The sequence below is a fragment of the Moritella marina ATCC 15381 genome, assembly GCF_008931805.1.
Taxonomy (GTDB): domain Bacteria; phylum Pseudomonadota; class Gammaproteobacteria; order Enterobacterales; family Moritellaceae; genus Moritella; species Moritella marina.
This window is the reverse complement of record NZ_CP044399.1, coordinates 1,399,456-1,419,007: the sequence shown is the minus strand read 5'-3', so window position 1 is coordinate 1,419,007 and position 19,552 is coordinate 1,399,456. Positions and strand designations below refer to the sequence as shown.

General features: G+C 39.0%; 22 protein-coding genes. 7 read left to right on the top strand and 15 right to left on the bottom strand.

Annotation, left to right across the window (positions count from 1 at the left end):
• Positions 1 to 12 precede the first annotated feature (12 nt).
• Positions 13 to 561, bottom strand: a complete 549-nt coding sequence (gene mepK, locus FR932_RS06410; RefSeq protein WP_026032061.1) for a peptidoglycan L,D-endopeptidase MepK — start codon at positions 559 to 561, stop codon at positions 13 to 15.
• Between the two features lie 69 nt (positions 562 to 630).
• A complete protein-coding gene (locus FR932_RS06405) occupies positions 631 to 1,941 on the bottom strand; it encodes a L,D-transpeptidase family protein (protein ID WP_240532361.1) in 1,311 nt (436 codons plus the stop codon).
• Between the two features lie 122 nt (positions 1,942 to 2,063).
• On the opposite strand from FR932_RS06405, the gene FR932_RS06400 reads away from it, so the two are divergent.
• The 3 genes from FR932_RS06400 to FR932_RS06390 all read left to right on the top strand — a co-directional run bounded on the left by FR932_RS06400 (position 2,064) and on the right by FR932_RS06390 (position 3,534).
• A complete protein-coding gene (locus FR932_RS06400) occupies positions 2,064 to 2,516 on the top strand; it encodes a YaiI/YqxD family protein (RefSeq protein WP_026032062.1) in 453 nt (150 codons plus the stop codon).
• Positions 2,517 to 2,581: 65 nt separating this feature from the next.
• Positions 2,582 to 3,055, top strand: a complete 474-nt coding sequence (locus tag FR932_RS06395) for a LabA-like NYN domain-containing protein (RefSeq protein ID WP_019440294.1) — start codon at positions 2,582 to 2,584, stop codon at positions 3,053 to 3,055.
• Positions 3,056 to 3,144: 89 nt separating this feature from the next.
• Entirely contained in the window at positions 3,145 to 3,534 is a 390-nt protein-coding gene (locus tag FR932_RS06390; protein ID WP_019440295.1) for a GtrA family protein, read from the top strand.
• 36 nt (positions 3,535 to 3,570) lie between these two features.
• Here FR932_RS06390 and FR932_RS06385 read toward each other — a convergent pair whose 3' ends face one another.
• Together FR932_RS06385 and FR932_RS06380 are read right to left on the bottom strand one after the other, a co-directional pair.
• Positions 3,571 to 4,824: a sensor histidine kinase gene (locus FR932_RS06385; protein ID WP_019440296.1), complete on the bottom strand. Its 1,254-nt coding sequence runs from the start codon at positions 4,822 to 4,824 to the stop codon at positions 3,571 to 3,573.
• A gap of 20 nt (positions 4,825 to 4,844) precedes the next feature.
• Positions 4,845 to 5,516 (bottom strand): response regulator transcription factor, encoded by a 672-nt coding sequence (locus FR932_RS06380; RefSeq protein WP_019440297.1) that lies wholly within the window; start codon positions 5,514 to 5,516, stop codon positions 4,845 to 4,847.
• A 149-nt stretch (positions 5,517 to 5,665) separates the two neighbouring features.
• Between FR932_RS06380 and FR932_RS06375 the strand changes: the two genes are divergently transcribed.
• The 3 genes from FR932_RS06375 to FR932_RS06365 all read left to right on the top strand — a co-directional run bounded on the left by FR932_RS06375 (position 5,666) and on the right by FR932_RS06365 (position 9,289).
• Positions 5,666 to 6,736, top strand: coding sequence for a glycosyltransferase family 2 protein (locus tag FR932_RS06375; protein WP_019440298.1), 1,071 nt, complete (start codon positions 5,666 to 5,668; stop codon positions 6,734 to 6,736).
• 7 nt (positions 6,737 to 6,743) lie between these two features.
• Positions 6,744 to 8,222 carry an ArnT family glycosyltransferase gene (locus tag FR932_RS06370; RefSeq protein ID WP_019440299.1) on the top strand — a complete coding sequence of 493 codons (1,479 nt, stop codon included), beginning with the start codon at positions 6,744 to 6,746 and terminating at the stop codon, positions 8,220 to 8,222.
• Between the two features lie 161 nt (positions 8,223 to 8,383).
• Positions 8,384 to 9,289 (top strand): TIGR01777 family oxidoreductase, encoded by a 906-nt coding sequence (locus FR932_RS06365; protein WP_019440300.1) that lies wholly within the window; start codon positions 8,384 to 8,386, stop codon positions 9,287 to 9,289.
• Here the strand turns inward: FR932_RS06365 and FR932_RS06360 are convergent.
• A complete protein-coding gene (locus FR932_RS06360; RefSeq protein WP_019440301.1) occupies positions 9,286 to 9,627 on the bottom strand; it encodes a DUF6677 family protein in 342 nt (113 codons plus the stop codon). The genes FR932_RS06365 and FR932_RS06360 overlap by 4 nt on opposite strands.
• Positions 9,628 to 9,645: 18 nt before the next feature.
• A complete protein-coding gene (locus FR932_RS06355) occupies positions 9,646 to 11,037 on the bottom strand; it encodes a ComEC/Rec2 family competence protein (protein WP_240532362.1) in 1,392 nt (463 codons plus the stop codon).
• Positions 11,038 to 11,269: 232 nt separating this feature from the next.
• Here FR932_RS06355 and FR932_RS06350 point away from each other — a divergent pair, with 232 nt between their 5' ends.
• Complete coding sequence (locus FR932_RS06350) at positions 11,270 to 11,788, top strand: DUF2062 domain-containing protein (RefSeq protein ID WP_019440303.1); 519 nt, start codon at positions 11,270 to 11,272, stop codon at positions 11,786 to 11,788.
• Between the two features lie 283 nt (positions 11,789 to 12,071).
• Here the strand turns inward: FR932_RS06350 and FR932_RS06345 are convergent, their stop codons facing one another.
• The 9 genes from FR932_RS06345 to fabD form a co-directional block, all read right to left on the bottom strand.
• Positions 12,072 to 12,323, bottom strand: a complete 252-nt coding sequence (locus FR932_RS06345; RefSeq protein ID WP_019440304.1) for a DUF2960 domain-containing protein — start codon at positions 12,321 to 12,323, stop codon at positions 12,072 to 12,074.
• Positions 12,324 to 12,512: 189 nt separating this feature from the next.
• Complete coding sequence (locus FR932_RS06340) at positions 12,513 to 13,286, bottom strand: TatD family hydrolase (RefSeq protein ID WP_019440305.1); 774 nt, start codon at positions 13,284 to 13,286, stop codon at positions 12,513 to 12,515.
• A gap of 1 nt (position 13,287) precedes the next feature.
• A complete protein-coding gene (gene holB, locus FR932_RS06335; RefSeq protein WP_019440306.1) occupies positions 13,288 to 14,259 on the bottom strand; it encodes a DNA polymerase III subunit delta' in 972 nt (323 codons plus the stop codon).
• A 4-nt stretch (positions 14,260 to 14,263) separates the two neighbouring features.
• Complete coding sequence (gene tmk, locus FR932_RS06330) at positions 14,264 to 14,908, bottom strand: dTMP kinase (protein WP_019440307.1); 645 nt, start codon at positions 14,906 to 14,908, stop codon at positions 14,264 to 14,266.
• Between the two features lie 16 nt (positions 14,909 to 14,924).
• Positions 14,925 to 15,923 carry an endolytic transglycosylase MltG gene (gene mltG, locus FR932_RS06325; RefSeq protein WP_019440308.1) on the bottom strand — a complete coding sequence of 333 codons (999 nt, stop codon included), beginning with the start codon at positions 15,921 to 15,923 and terminating at the stop codon, positions 14,925 to 14,927.
• A gap of 175 nt (positions 15,924 to 16,098) precedes the next feature.
• Positions 16,099 to 17,346, bottom strand: a complete 1,248-nt coding sequence (gene fabF / locus FR932_RS06320) for a beta-ketoacyl-ACP synthase II (protein ID WP_019440309.1) — start codon at positions 17,344 to 17,346, stop codon at positions 16,099 to 16,101.
• A gap of 116 nt (positions 17,347 to 17,462) precedes the next feature.
• Complete coding sequence (gene acpP, locus FR932_RS06315) at positions 17,463 to 17,699, bottom strand: acyl carrier protein (RefSeq protein ID WP_019440310.1); 237 nt, start codon at positions 17,697 to 17,699, stop codon at positions 17,463 to 17,465.
• 141 nt (positions 17,700 to 17,840) lie between these two features.
• Entirely contained in the window at positions 17,841 to 18,575 is a 735-nt protein-coding gene (gene fabG / locus FR932_RS06310) for a 3-oxoacyl-ACP reductase FabG (RefSeq protein ID WP_019440311.1), read from the bottom strand.
• Positions 18,576 to 18,591: 16 nt separating this feature from the next.
• Positions 18,592 to 19,515 carry an ACP S-malonyltransferase gene (fabD, locus tag FR932_RS06305; protein WP_019440312.1) on the bottom strand — a complete coding sequence of 308 codons (924 nt, stop codon included), beginning with the start codon at positions 19,513 to 19,515 and terminating at the stop codon, positions 18,592 to 18,594.
• Positions 19,516 to 19,552 lie beyond the last annotated feature (37 nt).

The window sequence follows — 19,552 nt, the reverse complement described above, 5'->3', positions numbered from 1 at the left end:
TATCTCGTGTTACTACCAGATCCTTACACGCCCCGTGTCCACGTGAATAAACCCTGATTTAGGGTAATAGCCCACCCCGCCTAATTTCAAAGATATAGCCGCTTCGCGTAAATGAGATAGCTTCACATCTGGTATTGCAATATCAATGGCCATTCCACGCATATGATAACTTTTAGTCGCAACAGCATGACTCTTGCTCGCAAGCATTTGGTTAGTTTTAGGTGAACGATAGCCAGAAATAACATGAAATTCTTCTGAAATATTGAGTGTTTTGTTTAATTGGTAAAGCAGTTCATATAAGCGCTTATCCATAGGTGCGGCTAAGTTCTCTCTATGATCACGTAATAAATGGCTAAAATTATTGAGTGTATCTTCTTGATATATGCCATCTACCCAATAATAGCCCTGAGCACGCTCTCGGGTGTGAATATTGTAAAATTCTAAATTTCTTTCACCCAAAATAGTCTGACTTGCCTGAACTTTGATTGGCGAAACTGAATATGCCGCCAAGCCGCCAAGACCTAATATCACTTTTCTTCGTGTTGAACTTACTATTGACACACATCACCACTGACTGATTTTCATACAAGAAAAGTGGAATATAGTTTCTAATTGCTCTCAAATCAAGCTTTATCGCTGTAAAGCATAAATGTCATCACGATATTGACTTAAACCACTGTCATCCATCCAGGCTGTCCAATATACCAAATGGACTGGTAATACATCGTTCAACGGAAACCATTTTGTCGTATTTCTAGAAATTTTTAATCGTGTCCACAACGACTTATTATCAACAAGGCTGTTAGCGACCCAATCAGCAAGTTCATCTACTTTTTCAATACGAATACAACCAGAAGACAATGCACGGTTAGTATTATTAAATAGCTTAGGATTAGTTGTATCATGGAGGTAAACACTAAAATTATTTGGGAAATAGAATTTATAACGGCCAAGCGCATTATTTGTACCTGGCATTTGTTCAAGTCGATATGGGAATGTCCCACCAGCGAGCACTTCCCACTCATCAGCAGTCCTTTCAACCTGCTTATTTTCATAATTAAAAACAGTGAAATTACGTTGATTGATAAAATCACCATTCAATTTTAATTTAGGTAATAAATCATCTTCTAAAATACTACGGGGAACACGCCAGCTTGGATTAATCACCATACTTTTAATTTCACTTGATAATATTGGCGTCGGTTTTTTGGGTTTGCCTACAATAACACGTGATCGCAGTGCTATCTCACCATTATCACTAAGCAATAACTCATAGGCTGGTATGTTAACTAAAAGATAACGAGGACCAAGATTTGCCATATAGTCCATTTTTTCATCCATATTAATAGTCAGTAACTTGGCTCTGCGCTGGGGATTAACGTTTAACCATTTTAACGTTGCAGGTCCAATAACACCGTCAGCCTCCAAACCATGACGCCGCTGAAAATGACGAACAGCAATAGCAATGTCACTGCTGTATATGCCTGATAATTGAATTGATGTTTCGCTGTCACCCAGTAGCGTAAGTCTCGAGTGTATTTCATGAATTTCTGGGCTACGATCACCAATACGTAGTAACCCTGATAACTTAATTTCATTCCAAGGGTATTGCGATTCGAGCCAATTTAAATAACTCACTCGACTAGAAAACTGCCGTGCTTGCTTAGACATTGGCACGCTTGTTCGATCATTAATCACAGGTAATAAATGATCCAGTTGTTTATTAGGATGATGTACAACTGCATAACGATCATTTATAGTTTGAGCGATGTCTTCCCCTTCATCAACGCCAACAATAGAAATATGATCAGCAGACCAAGCTAAAGCTTGCTGGCTATAAGCGAAAGCAATAACCATCAATGCTCGTTTTAACCTGATTTTCAACATATTACGGTACAATATTTTGGATGATAATATCGTAGAAACGCGTATTTTAAACATAGCAAGCCCCCAACAAATATAAATTAAGTATGGCTAATAAATATCAAGGAACAACAATTTCACCTATTAATACGCTAAAATGGCACACTCGAATTTAACCTGAAGGTTTTATGCAAAATAATATTACAATATGGGTTGACGCTGATGCTTGCCCTGGCCCAATGAAAGAAATACTCTTTCGCGCAGCGGTTCGCGTAAAAGTACCATTGGTATTAGTCGCAAACCACTGGATACGCGTACCCGCATCTCCATATATTTCAATGACCCAAGTACCATCAGGCTTTGATGTGGCTGATGATCACATCGTATTAAAAGTAGCTCAAGACGATCTGGTTATTACCTCTGATATTCCATTAGCAGCCGAAGTTATCGAAAAAGGCGCGCACGTAATCACTTCTCGCGGTGAAAAGTACACGTTAAGTAATATTCGTCAGCGCCTTAATATACGAGATTTTATGGACACGATGCGCGCAAGCGGTGAAATGACAGGTGGCCCGGCGGCGTTAGGATCAAAAGATAAACAAGCATTTGGTAATGCGCTTGACCAATATCTAGCCAAGTACGCTAATAAATAACTCGTTTATTTAACCAACTCATTAAAATATACAGCCTAAAGCAATCATCGAAATCGGAGGATCTTGTGCAAAAAATAGCAGTGTTTGTTGACGTACAGAATATCTATTACACCACACGTCATACATATGGTCGTCAGTTTAATTATCGGAAACTGTGGCAACATTTATTACTACAAGGTGATGTTGTAACGGCTTACGCTTATGCCATTGACAGAAGTGATGATCAACAACGAAAATTTCAAGATGCTCTGAAACATATAGGGTTTGATGTAAAATTAAAACCCTTTATCCAGCGCAGTGATGGTAGTGCCAAAGGTGATTGGGATGTAGGAATAACGATAGATGTATTACAAGTTGCAGAGTCAGTCGATACCGTCATTCTGCTTTCAGGAGATGGTGACTTTGCGATCTTACTCGATACAATCAAAGCGCGTCATCAAGTCAGAACTGAAGTATATGGGGTTCCCGCGCTAACAGCGAATACATTAATGAACAGCGCGACGGTATTTAATCCAATCGATGAAGACTTTCTGTTATAGGTTATAGACTTTAGGTTTAAGAGTTCACGTTTTTTCTACAAGCTAAATGTTAAATTCACAATTTATATAACACGTAGTCCAGAGAATACATGAATAACAAATATGTTAAATTTGCTATTGTCGGTGGTATAGGATTTATCGTTGATCTACTCCTGATGATATTATTCGCTACATTCTTGCCGCTATTAGTTGCTCGATTACTTGCATTCTTCTTTGCTGTAAACAGTAATTGGCTGTTGCACCGTAACTTCACATTTAAAGCTCAGCAAGAACAAAGTAATAGTGGCTTACGACAAGAATGGAGTAAGTTTTTATGTTCATCCTGCGTTGGCGCAATGCCTAACCTACTTTGTTATTGGTTACTACTGACAGGCTTATCGCTCACAGGGAATGCCGCGATAATCGCGATCATACCCGGTATTATGTTTGCTATGCTGGTTAACTATTTTCTCGCCGAACGTTGGGTATTCGGTAAATAACCGCGACACACTATAGGTGACATATGCATCGCGGTATTATGTAAAAATAGTTGCACAACAGCCACCAGCATCAATATTCTTCAATTCAAATTGCCAGTTATATTTACGACAAATATCTCTGGTAATCAGTAAACCTAAGCCATGTCCCTCATCACCTCGCTGTTTATTGTAAAGGCCACACCCCGTATCTATAACTGATACAGACTGATCATCAACGACGATATTAACTTCACCAATAGCGGTACAATGAAAAGCATTTTTTAATAAGTTACCCAATAATAACTTAAACGCAACCTCTGGCATCGAAAGTACAAGTTTCTGCTTTATTTCAATATTAACGACCACAGGTTTGGCATTCAATAATGCGCTATGGGTATCAACAATAGCCATTATTTCATCTTTATTTAACAGCCGTTGAGATAATGCTAAATCTTGTTCGGACTTGGTTAGAGACAGTAACGCATCAATAAAATCATTCATTTCATTCGTTGCACTTTGTAAACGAATTTGCTGCTTTTTGATAAATTCAGGTTCATTGCTATAACTCAATAAATTAGTCGCCCCTTTCATCACCATTAATGGGGTGCGTAATTCATGACTTGCCATGCGATTAAACGCACGCTCTCGTTCAATTAACGCGTTCTTCTGCTGTTGATTCTTGTTATAGCTATCCACAAGCTGTAATAACTCCTTGGTCGCAATACCGCTGGGAAGTTCAATATCACTCGTATCATCAGGCGATCGAGACGCAATTTGTTTGGCAAAAACGGAGAGCGGTGCAGTTAAACGCTCAGAAATACGCATAACCACAAGCAGTGCAATCAGTAAAAGTACCAATGAAGTCAATGACTGCGATGATTGTGTCCACATGATCTCTTCTTCACCCAGTTCAAATGCAGGATCATTATGGACAACATAAATAAATGATTCTTGCTGGCCTGATACAGCAAGTTTCATTATAAAGAATTCCGTACCTAGAGAGTTTTTCTGCTGTATTTCTACAGCTTCATCAACAGGTAAAAATATATTTTCATCCACTAGCCCAGGTAAAGTAACACGGTCAATATAGCCAGTCGTAAATTCATCAATTTTAAACGACCTTGCTTTGTCACTCAACTTTGATTTTTCTACAATCGATTCTTTTTGTAATAACAGTCGATTCTGAATACTTAACTTTTCAATACTTTCCAACGTTGAGTCAAGCACTGTCCCATGGATCAATATAATAACAAACGCAACAATTGAAAAATAAATAAACGTGAGCTGTTTAGCCGAACGAACCTTTGCCATATTAAACCCTAAATTTAATGTTATACAGAGACAAGTTGGTAACCGATTTTTGATAAGGTTTTAATATATTGCTGCTGAAACGGCTTATCAACTTGATTACGTAGTTGGTAAATATGACTACGAAGAATATCGCCTTCTGGTTCATCTTCCCCCCAGATAGCATTAATGATTTCATTTTTAGTGACAATTTCAGGGTTTCTCATCATTAACAATTTCAAAATCGTAAATTGAGTCGGGTTTAGGTCAAAATTACAGCCATTACGAGAAGCGATATGCGTTTTTAAATCTAACGATAAATCTTTAAACGTTAATATTTTAGCTGCATTTTTACCGCTACGTCGACGATGTAAAGCTTGGATCCGCGCGCCAAGAATATCAAGGTCAAACGGTTTAATAAGGTAATCATCTGCACCACAATCAAAACCGGCCAATGTATCCTCTCGGGTATCTCGTGCTGTTAACATTAGGATAGGCGTATCATCACCCTGCTCTCTTAATTTTTGGCAAACAGTCAGTCCATCCATGCGAGGCATTTGTACGTCTAAGATAATTAAATCATAATAATTATTACTAGCAAGTTCATAACCATGCACACCATCTTGTGCATAATCTAAGGTGTAACCTTTGATTTCAAAAAAATCAAAAATGATCCCCGCGATGTCTTGATGATCTTCGACTAACAATATTTTCATAATAGCTTAACCCACTAAATTGATTACGCCTTTATTATGCCAAACCCCATGTCGAATTAATGTAAAAATGTAAAAAACTTGTCGAAAACATTTATTCCACATGGCCTTAACTAAAATCAGCGCATTAGCATCCACTTCGGAATTTTAATATGCCAGCCAGTATTACATCGATTACAGAGCATCGAGATGTCCTTAAAACCAAAGAGACACCTCTATTATCTATCGTCATCCCATTTTTTAATGAAGATGAAGTACTAACCGACTGTCACCTACGCATTACCGCGGTACTGGATACTTTATCAGAGCCATGTGAAATCATTTACGTGGATGACGGTAGCAACGACAGATCATGGGATCAAGTCATCAACTTCACTGCACAAAAGCATGTTGTACGCTGTATTAAGCTGAGTCGTAATTTCGGTAAAGAAGCGGCAATGACAGCAGGTTTAGTCAATACAACAGGCCGTGCAGTCGTTTTACTTGATGCGGATCTACAAGATCCGCCCGAGCTAATCCCACAAATGATCCATAAATGGGAAAATGGTTATGATGTCGTCAACATGCAACGCAAACAACGTCATGGTGAAAATTGGTTGAAACGTTCAACAGCTCATCTATTTTATAAATTAATCAATCGTTTAGCTGATATTGACATGCCACGTAATGTCGGTGACTTTAGATTGTTAGATCGTAAAGTCATTGACGTTATTAACGCATTACCAGAACGAAATCGCTTTATGAAAGGCTTACTTTCATGGCCTGGGTTTAATACTTGTACACTACAATTTGATCGCGATGCCCGTCAAGCAGGTACCACTAAATGGAATTATACAAAACTGATCCACCTTGCCTTTGAGGGGATCACGTCCTTTAGCATTCGACCATTGCGCATCGCAACAGCCGCGGGTGTAGTGACCTCTGTAGTATCGTTAATGATGGCTATATTCCTGGTTAGTAAAACGCTGTTCTGGGGTGATCCTGTTGCTGGATATCCATCATTAATGACCGTCATGCTCTTACTTGGCGGTATACAACTTTTATCTATTGGCTTAATGGGGGAATATGTCGGCCGTTTGTTTATTGAATCAAAACAACGCCCTAACTTTATAGTCATGAATGAAAGCTGTACAGAACCAAGCGTACGCTTCGAATCACATGATAATCAAAGCATTCATCAAAGTACCTATCAAACACATAACCCAAATTATAAACAAGGTTAGTCGTCACATGTCTAAAGCAGTAAACCAGCTATCTTTAACGAAAATAGCAATCACGCTCGTCGTTACCGCAATCGCGATCAGGTTATTTACCCTTGGGTTCTTCCCGCTTATGGACACGACCGAAGCTCGGTATGGTGAAATGGCGAGGATCATGGCTGAAACGGGGAATTGGATCACACCAATGTTCGATTACAACGTACCCTTTTGGGGTAAGCCACCACTATTTACTTGGATGAGCGCGGCAGGTATTTCGGTATTTGGCTTAAACGAATTTGCGGTACGGCTTCCACACTTACTAGCAGGTGGTTTGATCTTGTCAATCGTAGGTTTACTGGCTTATAAAATAATGCCTTCAAGAATCAGTTCAGAACGAAAACAAGAAGCATGGTTAGCGGCAGGTATCTTAGCCACAACTGCGACTTTTATTGTCGTCGCAGGTGCAGTGATGACCGACACAGCCCTAACGCTAGGTATTACCCTGAGTATGGCGGCTTTTTGGCTTAATTATAAAAATAAATCAACCTTTTGGGGCCATCTGTTTTTTATTGGTCTGACAATAGGCATGTTAGCCAAGGGGCCGTTAGCAGTAGTCTTGATTGGTATGAGCTTATTTATTTGGGCCCTGTTTAACAAAACGTGGATGAGCATGTTCCGCAGTTTACCATGGAAAACTGGTATCCCACTATTCCTTGCAACAAGCTTACCTTGGTACGTTATTGCAGAATATTCGTCACCCGGTTTTCTTAACTATTTTATCATTGGTGAACATATCAAGCGTTTCTTGGTAAGTGGTTGGCAAGGCGATCTATACGGTACTGCACACAAAGAAATTAAGGGTACTATTTGGGTATTTGCAATTGCTTCAGCCCTACCTTGGACACCTATATTTATTTACCAATGGGTTAAAAGCTTACAGGTTACAATCAAAACCAAGCGTGAAACAAAAACACAGCAAGATGACGATACTACCGAGCTAAGTTACACGAGTTTTTTATGGGCTTGGTTATTAGCTCCCTTATTATTATTTACATTCAGCGGTAACATTCTTTCGAGTTATGTAATGCCCTCTTTACCTGCATTTGCTTTATTAATGGTGACATACCAACGTAATAACCCATTATCAAGCAAGGTATATAAAACAGGTTTTATCGCACCAGCATTGATTTTAATTATCGCGATCTTATTACGCACAGAAGTAACAAGTAAACAGTCTGAAAAAGGCTTAATGCAAACGTGGTCGGCGCAAGCTCAAAATAGCGAACTTATCTATATCAACAAACGTCCATTTTCGGCTCAATTTTATTCTCGAGGGGTCGCTGTTGAGCGTAAGATAAAGCTCGAAGTTGCAGTGAAAGAGATTACCAAAGACACCTATTTCGTTACACGTAAATCAAACGAGACTACATTTCTAATCAAGAGTTTACCGCAATGCAAACTTGTCAAAGAGGCTAAAAAACGGGTACTAGTATTCTGTACAGCAAGTTAATAATGATGATATACGTGGTTGTTAGTCATTAACAGGGTTAGTTAAAGCAAGTTAGTCATATAGGCTAACTTGCTTTTTTTATTGAAAATATACTATATGTTATTATATAAAAAACTCAAATGACCTACACTATAAGGAACATAACTTACTGAGTAACCTATATGCATATACTAATTACGGGAGGCACTGGCTTCATCGGCCAAGCATTTATAAATAGCTTCCAAACAGACTATAACTTTACAGTGTTAACTCGTAATGTCAGTACAGCGAAGCGTACGTTTGCACACATACCGAGTAACAACATAAAATTCATCACACAACTCCACGAATTACCCAAGGACATCCATGTCGACGCTGTCATCAATCTAGCTGGCTCGCCTATTATGGATAAAATGTGGAGTGACAAACACAAGCATGTTCTGGAATCGAGTCGTTGGGAGATAACCCAGCAACTGGTTGATTTGATATCAACTAAGACAATTACGCCAGAAGTCTTTATTAGTGGCTCTGCCATTGGTGTCTATGGTCGTCAAGATGACCAAGTTATTGATGAGAAACACGCTAACTACCACCCTGAATATTCCAGTCACTTGTGCGCACATTGGGAAGAGCTCGCCCGAGCGGCTAATCCTTTAACCCGCACAGCAATAATAAGAACAGGCATTGTATTAGCGAAAGATAAAGGCGCGTTACAAAAAATGGCCTTACCGTTTAAGTTTGGACTTGGTGGCCCTATCGGGCAAGGCAAACAATACATGTCCTGGATACATATCGCAGATATGGTCTCAGCCATCAATTTTTTATTACACAGTAAATCGCTTTCTGGTGCATTTAATCTTACAGCACCAAATGCTGTTACTAATCGTGAATTTTCAACTCAATTAGCCGCTTGCTTTAATAAGAAGGCACGCTTAACAACACCTGTATTAGTATTACGTTTATTACTCGGCGAGCGTGCTGAACTCATTATTTACGGACAACGAGTCATACCCACACGCCTAGTCGATGCCGGTTTTACATTTAAATATGATACGTTAGACCAAGCACTATCAGAGATTTACGCTTAGTGCTCACGCTTTCTTGCGAGTCTCATTGCGTCTAATACATTAACCAACCAGACACAAAGTAGCATCACAGTTGCATGGTAAACGTCTTGCGTATCAAGACTTGCCATTTGCTGTGTCACCAATGCATGTATGCTAAGCAAATCAATCTGCCCGCCAGATTGAAGTACCTTATCGATGATGAGTTGTGTTTGTGTCATTGTAGTATCCATTATCACATAGAGCGGAACAACCGCCAAAATAGCAAATATAGCACCCACTAAATATTTCTTTAACCACCAATGCGCAGCACCAGGAAACAAGAACGCAGCCAACAGAGCTGCTTTAACAACATTATTCATAAATCATCCTAAATGAATTCAAATCGCGATAAACAACAAGGGCAATAATAACAGACACAATGAGTTAAATGTAACGCGCATTGGTTTAAAGATAAAACCCATTATAAATAGAATAAAGATAAGCACTGTTCCTTGAGGGAATACATCACTGATTAGCTGATCTTGCTCAATCCAAATACCATCATTTATCGTTATCCTTCCCCAAATAGCTTGAGTTCGATTTAATACATCATTCACAACAAGCAGTAATATGCCGCTAATCTGCGGCGCTATTACGGCTAAGAGTACCGCGACCAACAGCACCGGTAATACAAATACACTAAAAACAGGAATGAAAATCAAGTTGATTATGATAGAAATTAAGCTAAAACCAGAGAACACCGACAGTTGCATCGGCAACATAAATAATGTCAATAATACTTGGCTGTGACAAAGATACGTTAGCTTACTTACCACTGTCTTTACCAACAACTTAATTCGACACCAGTGAATACGATAGCAACATTTAATAACGTTGCCCTGGTTATCAAATGCACTGACTTCATCAACGGTTTGCTGCTGTTTATTTAACCAAACAAGTATAAATACAGCAGCCATAGCCGAAAAGGATAACCAAAAACTCACCGAGAATACAGTCAACGGATCAACAACTAAAGTGACAAATAACATGATAGAGAACAACTGTAATAGCGTTACTTTATAATATTGAAGACGGTAAAGGCTGTGGATGCTCAATAAAATAATAGCTCTTAGTGCTGGTAACGAAAATCCTGCGATCCATGCATAAAAGAAGGCAGCAAACAGACTCAATACTAAAGTGACACAAAGTTGATGAGGCAGATTAAACACCTTGAATAATTGGCGTATACAGGTATAACAAAATCCAAATATAAGCCCTATATGCAAACCAGATATAGCAACCAGATGTCCAATACCTAATAATTTAAACTGCGTCCATAACGCATCACTAATATAACTCCGATCACCAAAACTTAAAGCGTATAGCATGGGGTTACTGTTAGCAGGTAAGAGCGATTTAAATACTTGGTACAACTCTCCACGTAAACTAAACTTAGAGTTGATGATTTCGCCTTTATCAACAAAACCTGTATAGCGTATATGATGCGCTAATAATCCAGAGGCTTTAGTATCAACAAGATGAATCTTAAATCGCCATATTTGGCCAATACCAAGCTCTCCTTCGAAGTGGTATTCTGGGTTTAGCCACTTTAATCTAAGCCTAGGTTGATAATAAGGTGCCTCCTGCCCATTTATGCTAATGACGTTTACATCAAACGAAAGTCGATTTTTATTATTTACTAATGTTATTAGTTCGGCTGTTATGATATTGTCTTCAACTACTATTTTTGATGATTCTTTGTATTGCCACTTTGTATTCATAAGTAACATATTTGCTTCATTTATTACATTATTTTTATATATTACAGACCAAGACAAAGTAATAAACAGCAATACTAATATAGGTGTTATCTTCAAGTAAAAAATGATAAAGGCAGCGACTGTCATTATCGTTATATATTCAATACGTTCGATATCAATAAAGAACATACTTATTAATATGGTAATGGAAAGTAGTATGGCCTTAAAGGTCATTCATTACCCCTGACATTTGATTAGAATTATGCCTAAGAATTTAATTAAGAAATACCTCCCAGACCCAGAGTCAATCAAAGAGCATAAGCACCTTAAAATATTTGGTGATTTACTGCACAATGCAAACCTTTGGCACTTAAATCGTCGCTCTGCTGCGGGTGCTTTTGCTGTCGGTCTATTTATGGCCTTTGTACCCGTTCCTTTCCAGATGTTGTTAGCTGCTGGTTTTGCGATTTTATTTCGGGTTAACTTACCGCTCTCTGTCGCTCTTGTGTGGCTGTCCAACCCTGTGACAATGCCGCCCATGTTTTATGGCACTTATATCCTAGGCGCATGGATATTACAAGTACCCGTACATCCATTCTCTTTTGAATTAACGATGGAATGGTTGATACAGGCAATATCATTGTATGGTCCTGCATTTTTGTTGGGCTGCTTTGTCTCGGGTACATTCTTTTCTATTCTTGGTTATTTTAGTATCCGCTGGCTATGGCGTTGGAAGATAATCAACGCATGGAACAAACGTAAAGCGTCACGCACAAAATAACAATAAGAAATGCGAAGGCCACAACACTAAATCAGTGATGTGGCCTTTTTTATTGTCTTTATTTTTCGAGTTTAAGCAGCAAAGACATTCGCGATATATCTTAGCGGGCTGTTCTTTAAACACTGTAAAGCCACTAACATCAAATAAAACTGATGCAAACTATGTAGGTTAAAAAATCAAGAGAGGTGAAGCGCTAGATGTAGATGTAGATGTAGATGTAGATGTAGATGTAGATAGGATGTCTGTGGCCAAATCCGTTGACCACAAAATTATCATTTATTCGTTATTCTTCAATACCGTCTTTAATAAACCATACGTTAGTAAAGCCTAGTTTAGTAAAATGATTTTTACGGAACTCTCTTACGGCTTTCGTACCTTTCGATACATCTTCAACTTGTTTTTCCATTATCAAATATTGTGTTAGGTCGATGCCTTCTTCTGCAGCTGCCGCTTCATAGATATGGTGAAACTGTCTGTATGAAAATGGAATTTTCTTATCTTGTTTTTTATACGTATAGGTAACTAAATGGGCCAAAATGCCTCCAAATAATGATTAATTCGATAACTCGTCAGACGAATATCAAGGCCTTACTGGTAATTCATCAACATTGAACTACTAGCTGATCAACATAGTACTAGTAGTTGGTACTGATAATTTGCGCAGATAATACCACACTCAACATCTTCTTCAAGATTTGAGCGTGATTTCAATATCAAGTCGAAATTACTTCTTAGCGTTAAACAGCTTAAAGTAGTTCTCTGTTGTTGTTTCTGCTAGTTCAGCAAAGCTTACACCACGTAGATCAGCAACAAACTCGGCAACAGCGCGTACATATGCAGGTTGATTCTCTTTACCACGGTATGGCACAGGAGCGAGGTATGGAGAATCGGTTTCAACCAGTAATCGGTCCGCAGGGATTGTTTTAACAACAGCCTGTAAATCTTTTGCTGATTTAAACGTCACAATACCTGATATTGAGATATAGAAACCCATTTCCAATACCGCTGCGGCCATTGCGTCAGACTCAGTGAAACAATGGATAACGCCACCAATTTTCTCTGCCCCCTCTTCTCTTAAGATCCGGATAGTGTCATCAACAGCACCACGCGTATGGATAATTAAAGGCTTTTTCAGCTCAATCGCCACTTGAATATGATTACGGAATGACGCTTGCTGGATATCTTTGTTTTCAGGTGAATAGAAATAATCTAAACCTGTTTCACCAATCGCCACAACCTTGTCATTACTTGCTAGCGCTAATAATTCCAACTTTTCGTATTCATCTTCAAGGTTCAGGGGGTGAACCCCACATGAGGCATGGATATTATCAAAATCAGCAATCAATTCGATCATAGTTTTAAAACGCGGTAAGGTAACTGACACACTTAATAAATGTGAAACTCCGCGCTCTGTTGCTTTGTTCACAACATCTGCAAGATCAGTATGAATGGTATCGTAATTTAGACCATCTAAATGGCAATGAGAATCTACTAGCATATTAATTTATAAATCTTTTAAGTTTAATCAAAAAGGACAGTACTAAAGTTTCTGCGGTTAAATTATTATTTTGTAATAACAACTGACGAAGTTCTGTTAATTCTGATTGTAGTTGAGTAATTTTATCTTGTGATAGCAATGTTGAAAAATGAGTTAACCATTCTAACTGGTCAGTATTAACAATATAATCAATACTCACTCCTCTAGCCACTTTCTGTAAATCCAGTAAGATGAATTGTAACCAAGATAATTTTTCTAATGTCCGGTCTGAAATAATTTCACATAAACGTGTAATAGCGGCTGGCTGTTGCGTCAACAAGCTAATATTAGAAAATATCTCTTTGCGTAAATCATCATCACCGTTGTTTAAATAACTTAGCGTGTGTAAAGGTGCCCCATGATTAATACGGATCGAGGTCAACGTGGGGCTTTCAATCGGAAACTGCTGTTGTAACCAAGTTAATGTATCCTGCTCTGCAGGGGCTGGAAGGTGTAACTTCTGACAACGACTATAAATAGTAGGTAGCACCTGAGATTTATTCTCAGCAAGCAAAATGATATAGCTGCCATCACTTGGCTCTTCTAACGTTTTAAGCAAGGCATTCGCTGACGCAAGGTTGAAGCTTTCTGCATGCTCAATGATCACCACTTTATTTCCACCAAGCTGTGAATGTTCATTTAATTTCTGACTTATGTTTCGTATTTGATCAACACCAATCACTTTCCCTGGTTCTGTGGCAACCAAATAATAGTCAGGATGCACGCTGGTCTCGAACAACTGGCAAGGATGACAGTGATGGCAAGGTTCCCAACCAATCGGCTCTTTACAGAGTAATGTTTGGGAAAGCATCTGTGCGTAAGACAGCTTACCCATACCGTTCGGACTCGTCACAAACAAAGCATGGTGCAAACGACCCGCTGTCATTTGCGCTTGCTGTTTTTCCCAATGTGGTAATAACCAAGGATATAACATCTAATTAATCAACATTTTTGTTATGACAGACAAGATTCACGGTAAGTACATCACGTATCTGCAATTGAACATTATCTATAGCCTGACCAGCATCAACGCTAAAAATAGTGTCGTCTGCTGCTGCCAGTTCATTATATTTAGCACCAATACGTTGGAAGAAAGACAATTGCTCTAATTCAATACGGTCTAACTCACCGCGTACTTTTGCACGTTGTAAACCAACAGCAGGATCGATATCTAATAATAGCGTCACATCAGGCTTAAAATCACCAATAGCGACTTGGCGTAACGTATTTAACACACTGATGTCAAAACCGCGCCCACCGCCTTGATAAGCAATAGAAGACAGATCGTGACGATCGCCGACTACCCATTGGCCTTTAGCTAACGCAGGCTTAATTACATTCTCAACTAATTGAGCTCGTGCTGCGTACATCAACATAAGCTCCGCCGATTCAGTCAAAGGTTCTTCGGTATCTACGTCTTTAACTATCGCACGCATTTTCTCGGCTAATTTTGTGCCACCAGGTTCACGAGTCGTGATCACATCGGTGATCCCCTGCTCTGCAAGCCAATTAATAACAGTGCTAACTGCGGTACTTTTACCTGCGCCTTCAAGGCCTTCGATTACTAAAAATTTTGCTTGCACAATAACTCTCTTCAATTTATTTCTTTAAAATGTATTTACGAACAGCACGATTATGTTCTTTTAAATTCTTGGAAAAATAATGCCCGCCATCTCCGCTAGCGACAAAGTACAAATAATTTGTTTTTGCTGGGTGTAATGCCGCATCAATCGATGTTTTGCCTACCATTGCTATAGGTGTTGGTGGGAGGCGCTTAATCACGTAGGTGTTGTAAGCCGTCTTTTGGCGTAAATGTTTACGGCGAATATTGCCTTTATAATCATCCCCCATACCATAAATAACCGTTGGATCTGTTTGCAGACGCATACGCTTATTCAAACGATTAATAAACACAGAGCTAACTGTTGTTCTTTCACTCTCTAAACCCGTTTCCTTTTCTATGATAGACGCAAGGATCAAAGCTTCATAGGCATTTTTAAGTGGTAATTTTTTGTCTCTTGATAGCCATGCTGCGTCTAAATAAGCTTGTAGCTTTTGGTGTGACTTTAGATACAAAGCTGAAACCAAAGTACCTTCAGGATAGAAATAAGTTTCAGGGAGCAGCAGCCCTTCAAGTTTCGGATTATCTATATTTAACAGCGTTGCGATCTCTGGTTCAGATAAACCAGCGGTGTCATCAATAATACCCGTCGCTTGGGATAACTGTTGGCGCCACTCTTTAAATGTAGAACCTTCAATAAAGGTGATTTTATGCTGGAATTCCTCACCTAAAACGAGGTGTTCAAATAATGTTTTAAAGTCCCAACCTGCTGTAACTTTATAAGAACCCAGTTTAATATTGGTGATATTTGGATATTGTTTGAAAAATAAACGTAAGAATACTTTAGATTCCATATCAGGTGCTGCAATCATGCTATTAGCTATTGATTGTGCAGTATCACCTGAAGCAACTGTTAAAATATGATCAGATTGAACACGATCAACAGAAACAAAGGATTGATAGCGCGAATAAAAGAGTACGCATGTAATAAGTAGAATGGTAAACAATAAGGAAACAGCAGTAATTATTTTTTTCATAGCTCGATGCGTAAATTAAATTCAACACACATTTTACACCAATGAAAAATTGTTTGATACATGTAAGGTGTGTTAAATCACCTTACATGTCGATATCAAATAGCAAAAAACATTTATATTTCACGTTTGTCATCGAAAAATAAAAATAAAGTCCTTCGCTTATCACTTTGATATTTTAGTCTGCTTTTTTAAATAGCAGAGAACCGTTAGTACCGCCGAAACCAAATGAATTGGATAATGCGTATTCCATATTCACGGGGCGAGCACCGTCAGTTACATAATCAAGATCACAACCTTCGCTTGGATTTTCCAAGTTAATTGTTGGCGGTAATATTTGATCTTTCAATGCCAAAATAGTGAAGATAGCTTCAATTGCACCAGCAGCACCTAATAGATGACCGGTCATTGATTTTGTAGAGCTAACTGCAAGTGTATAGGCATGTTCACCAAACACTGATTTTACAGCGGCTGTTTCAGCTTTATCACCAGCAGGTGTTGATGTACCATGAGCGTTCACATAACCCACTTTATCTGCGGTAATACCTGCGTCAGCAATCGCATTATTCATTGATAATGCAGCGCCTGCACCGTCTTCAGGTGGTGATGTCATGTGAAATGCATCGCCACTCATACCAAAACCAGCTAATTCAGCATAAATAGTAGCACCACGAGCAACGGCGTGTTCATACTCTTCCATCACTAATACACCGGCGCCATCACCTAGTACAAAGCCATCGCGGTCTTTGTCCCAAGGTCGACTTGCTTTCTGCGGGTCGTCATTACGGGTTGAAAGTGCCTTAGCAGAACCAAAACCAGCCAAGCCCATTTCAGTCGATGCTTTCTCGGCACCACCGGCAACCATTACATCTGCATCACCATATGCGATCATACGTGCAGATTGGCCAATACAGTGCGTACCAGACGTACATGCTGTCGCAATGGCAATATTTGGGCCTTTAAGATTATTACGAATTGAAACATGCCCTGCAACCATATTCACGATTGTAGCAGGGACAAAAAATGGGCTTACTTTACGTGCCCCGCCTTTAACAAAACTATGTACGTTTTGTTCAATAAGACCTAAACCACCGATACCAGAGCCGATAGCGGTACCAATACGTGTTGCATTCTGTTCAGTAATCTCTAAGCCAGAGTCTGTTAAAGCTTGCTCTGCAGCTGCAATACCATACTGAATGAATAAATCCATTTTACGGCAGTCTTTACGATTAATTCCGACAGATTCTGCGTCAAAGTCATTAACTAAGCCAGCAAACTTTGTTGAAAAATTAGTGGTATCAAAGTGCTCAATATTTTCAATGCCGCTGATACCAGATTTAATCGCTTCCCATGCAGTTGCAACTGTGTTGCCAACCGGTGAAACAATTCCTAATCCTGTAATTACAACTCTTCTATTATTAGCCACACTTGTTCTCCAAAATAGGCAAAAAAAAAGCGGTCTTGCGACCGCTTTAACATTTATAAAATGATTATGATAATCACTTTAATTGATTCTTTCTCAGAGAGAACTAATCAGCTGAATTATTCAGCACTAGAAACAACGTAGTCGATCGCAGCTTGAACAGTAGTGATTTTCTCTGCTTCATCATCAGGGATATCAGTATCGAATTCTTCTTCTAGAGCCATAACAAGTTCAACTGTATCTAGAGAATCTGCACCTAGGTCATCAACAAAAGAAGCTTCGTTTTTAACTTCTTCTTCTTTAACACCAAGTTGTTCGATAATGATTTTTTTTACGCGTTCTTCGAAGTTACTCATTTTTACTTTCCTTTGAAAAATATATAATGCTTTGATTAGTAGTTTATTGATTACTCATAAACTTGCAAGCCTTTACTCGGTGGTCAAACCACGATTGGTGAAAAAGATCGCAAATTTACAAACAAAATCAAATATAAATGGCTAAGCCATGTACATGCCGCCATTTACATGGATGGTTTCACCCGTAATATAGCTTGCACCATCAGATGCTAAAAATCCAACTGTTTCAGCTATCTCAGTAGTACTACCAAGACGACTGGTTGGTACTTGAGCTAAAATTGTTTGTTTTTGTTCTTCTGTTAATTCTGCTGTCATATCAGTTTCGATAAAACCAGGTGCAACGGCATTAACAGTGATACCGCGAGATGCAACTTCGCTTGCAAGCGACTTAGTAAAACCTAGCAAACCTGATTTAGCAGCAGCATAGTTCGCTTGACCACCATTACCAGTTGTACCAACAACAGAGCCAATATTAATAATACGACCATGGCGTTGCTTCATCATGCCACGTAAGCAAGGCTTACATAAACGGTATAATGAGGTCAAGTTCGTATCGATAACATTACACCATTCATCTTCTTTCATGCGCAAGAAGATGTTATCAGCTGTAATACCAGCGTTATTCACTAGAATATCAATGTGACCAACTTGCGTTTTGATCTCTGCATAAAGTGCATCAACTGAATCTTGGCTTGTCACGTTCAGCTCTAAGCCAAAGCCAGCATCACCTAAATATGCGCCAATACGCTCAGCACCTTGTGCAGATGTTGCAGTACCAATAACTGTGGCACCTAATTTAGCAAAATGTTCCGCGATTGCACGGCCAATACCACGGCTTGCACCTGTAACAAGTACAGTTTTACTTGAAAAACTCATTTATTTATTCCTAATATTATACAAAATCAGCAATCGTTGCTTGATTATTCACTGCACTACCTTTGATCGTTTTATCGATACGTTTTACAAGACCGGTTAATACTTTACCAGGGCCAAATTCATATAGTGCCGTTATTTCTTGCTGTGCCATTGCTTCAATCACTTCAGTCCAGCGTACTGGCATGTATAGTTGACGAACAAGTGCATCTTTAATACTTTCTGCATCTACTGGTGCTGCGACATCAACATTATTGATCAACTTAATGACAGGTGTATTAAATGTCACTTTTTCTAGCGCCAATTTCAATTCATCAGCAGCTGGTTTCATTAGTGAACAATGAGAAGGCACACTTACAGGTAAAGGCATTACACGTCGAGCACCCGCCTCTACACATAATTCAGATGCGCGTACTACTGCCGCTTTATTACCTGCAATAACAACCTGCCCAGGTGAATTAAAGTTCACCGCTGATACGACCTCATCTTCAGCCGCTGTTGCACAAGCGGCAATAATTGCATCGTTATCAAGACCAATAACAGCAGCCATTGCACCAATACCTTGTGGTACTGCTTGTTGCATGAGTTGTCCACGTAATTCAACAAGTGCAATTGCATCTTCGAATTTAATCACACCTGCACATACAAGTGCTGAGTATTCACCTAGACTGTGACCGGCAACTAATGCAGGTTTAAAATCTTCTTTCGCGGCGGCGATGCGCCACAATGCAACAGAGGTAGCCAATAATGCAGGTTGCGTAATATGAGTTTGGCTTAATTCTTCAACTGTTCCATGTTGCACTAAATCCCATAGATCATAACCAAGCATTTCACTTGCTTGGGCAAATGTTTGTTCTACAACTGAATGCTCTGCAGCAAGATCTGCAAGCATACCTATTGTTTGTGAACCTTGACCTGGGAATACTACTGCATACTTTGACATAAATTACCTATAAAAAATTAACAAAGATTCATGTATC

Coding starts and splice junctions, on each gene's coding strand:
- FR932_RS06405 (WP_240532361.1), bottom strand. CDS start 1,941: ATGTTTAAAATACGCGTTTCTACGATATTATCATCCAAAATATTGTAC.
- FR932_RS06390 (WP_019440295.1), top strand. CDS start 3,145: ATGAATAACAAATATGTTAAATTTGCTATTGTCGGTGGTATAGGATTT.
- FR932_RS06385 (WP_019440296.1), bottom strand. CDS start 4,824: ATGGCAAAGGTTCGTTCGGCTAAACAGCTCACGTTTATTTATTTTTCA.
- FR932_RS06380 (WP_019440297.1), bottom strand. CDS start 5,516: ATGAAAATATTGTTAGTCGAAGATCATCAAGACATCGCGGGGATCATT.
- FR932_RS06375 (WP_019440298.1), top strand. CDS start 5,666: ATGCCAGCCAGTATTACATCGATTACAGAGCATCGAGATGTCCTTAAA.
- FR932_RS06370 (WP_019440299.1), top strand. CDS start 6,744: ATGTCTAAAGCAGTAAACCAGCTATCTTTAACGAAAATAGCAATCACG.
- FR932_RS06365 (WP_019440300.1), top strand. CDS start 8,384: ATGCATATACTAATTACGGGAGGCACTGGCTTCATCGGCCAAGCATTT.
- FR932_RS06360 (WP_019440301.1), bottom strand. CDS start 9,627: ATGAATAATGTTGTTAAAGCAGCTCTGTTGGCTGCGTTCTTGTTTCCT.
- FR932_RS06355 (WP_240532362.1), bottom strand. CDS start 11,037: ATGTTACTTATGAATACAAAGTGGCAATACAAAGAATCATCAAAAATA.
- FR932_RS06350 (WP_019440303.1), top strand. CDS start 11,270: ATGCCTAAGAATTTAATTAAGAAATACCTCCCAGACCCAGAGTCAATC.
- FR932_RS06340 (WP_019440305.1), bottom strand. CDS start 13,286: ATGCTAGTAGATTCTCATTGCCATTTAGATGGTCTAAATTACGATACC.
- holB (WP_019440306.1), bottom strand. CDS start 14,259: ATGTTATATCCTTGGTTATTACCACATTGGGAAAAACAGCAAGCGCAA.
- mltG (WP_019440308.1), bottom strand. CDS start 15,923: ATGAAAAAAATAATTACTGCTGTTTCCTTATTGTTTACCATTCTACTT.
- acpP (WP_019440310.1), bottom strand. CDS start 17,699: ATGAGTAACTTCGAAGAACGCGTAAAAAAAATCATTATCGAACAACTT.
- fabG (WP_019440311.1), bottom strand. CDS start 18,575: ATGAGTTTTTCAAGTAAAACTGTACTTGTTACAGGTGCAAGCCGTGGT.
- fabD (WP_019440312.1), bottom strand. CDS start 19,515: ATGTCAAAGTATGCAGTAGTATTCCCAGGTCAAGGTTCACAAACAATA.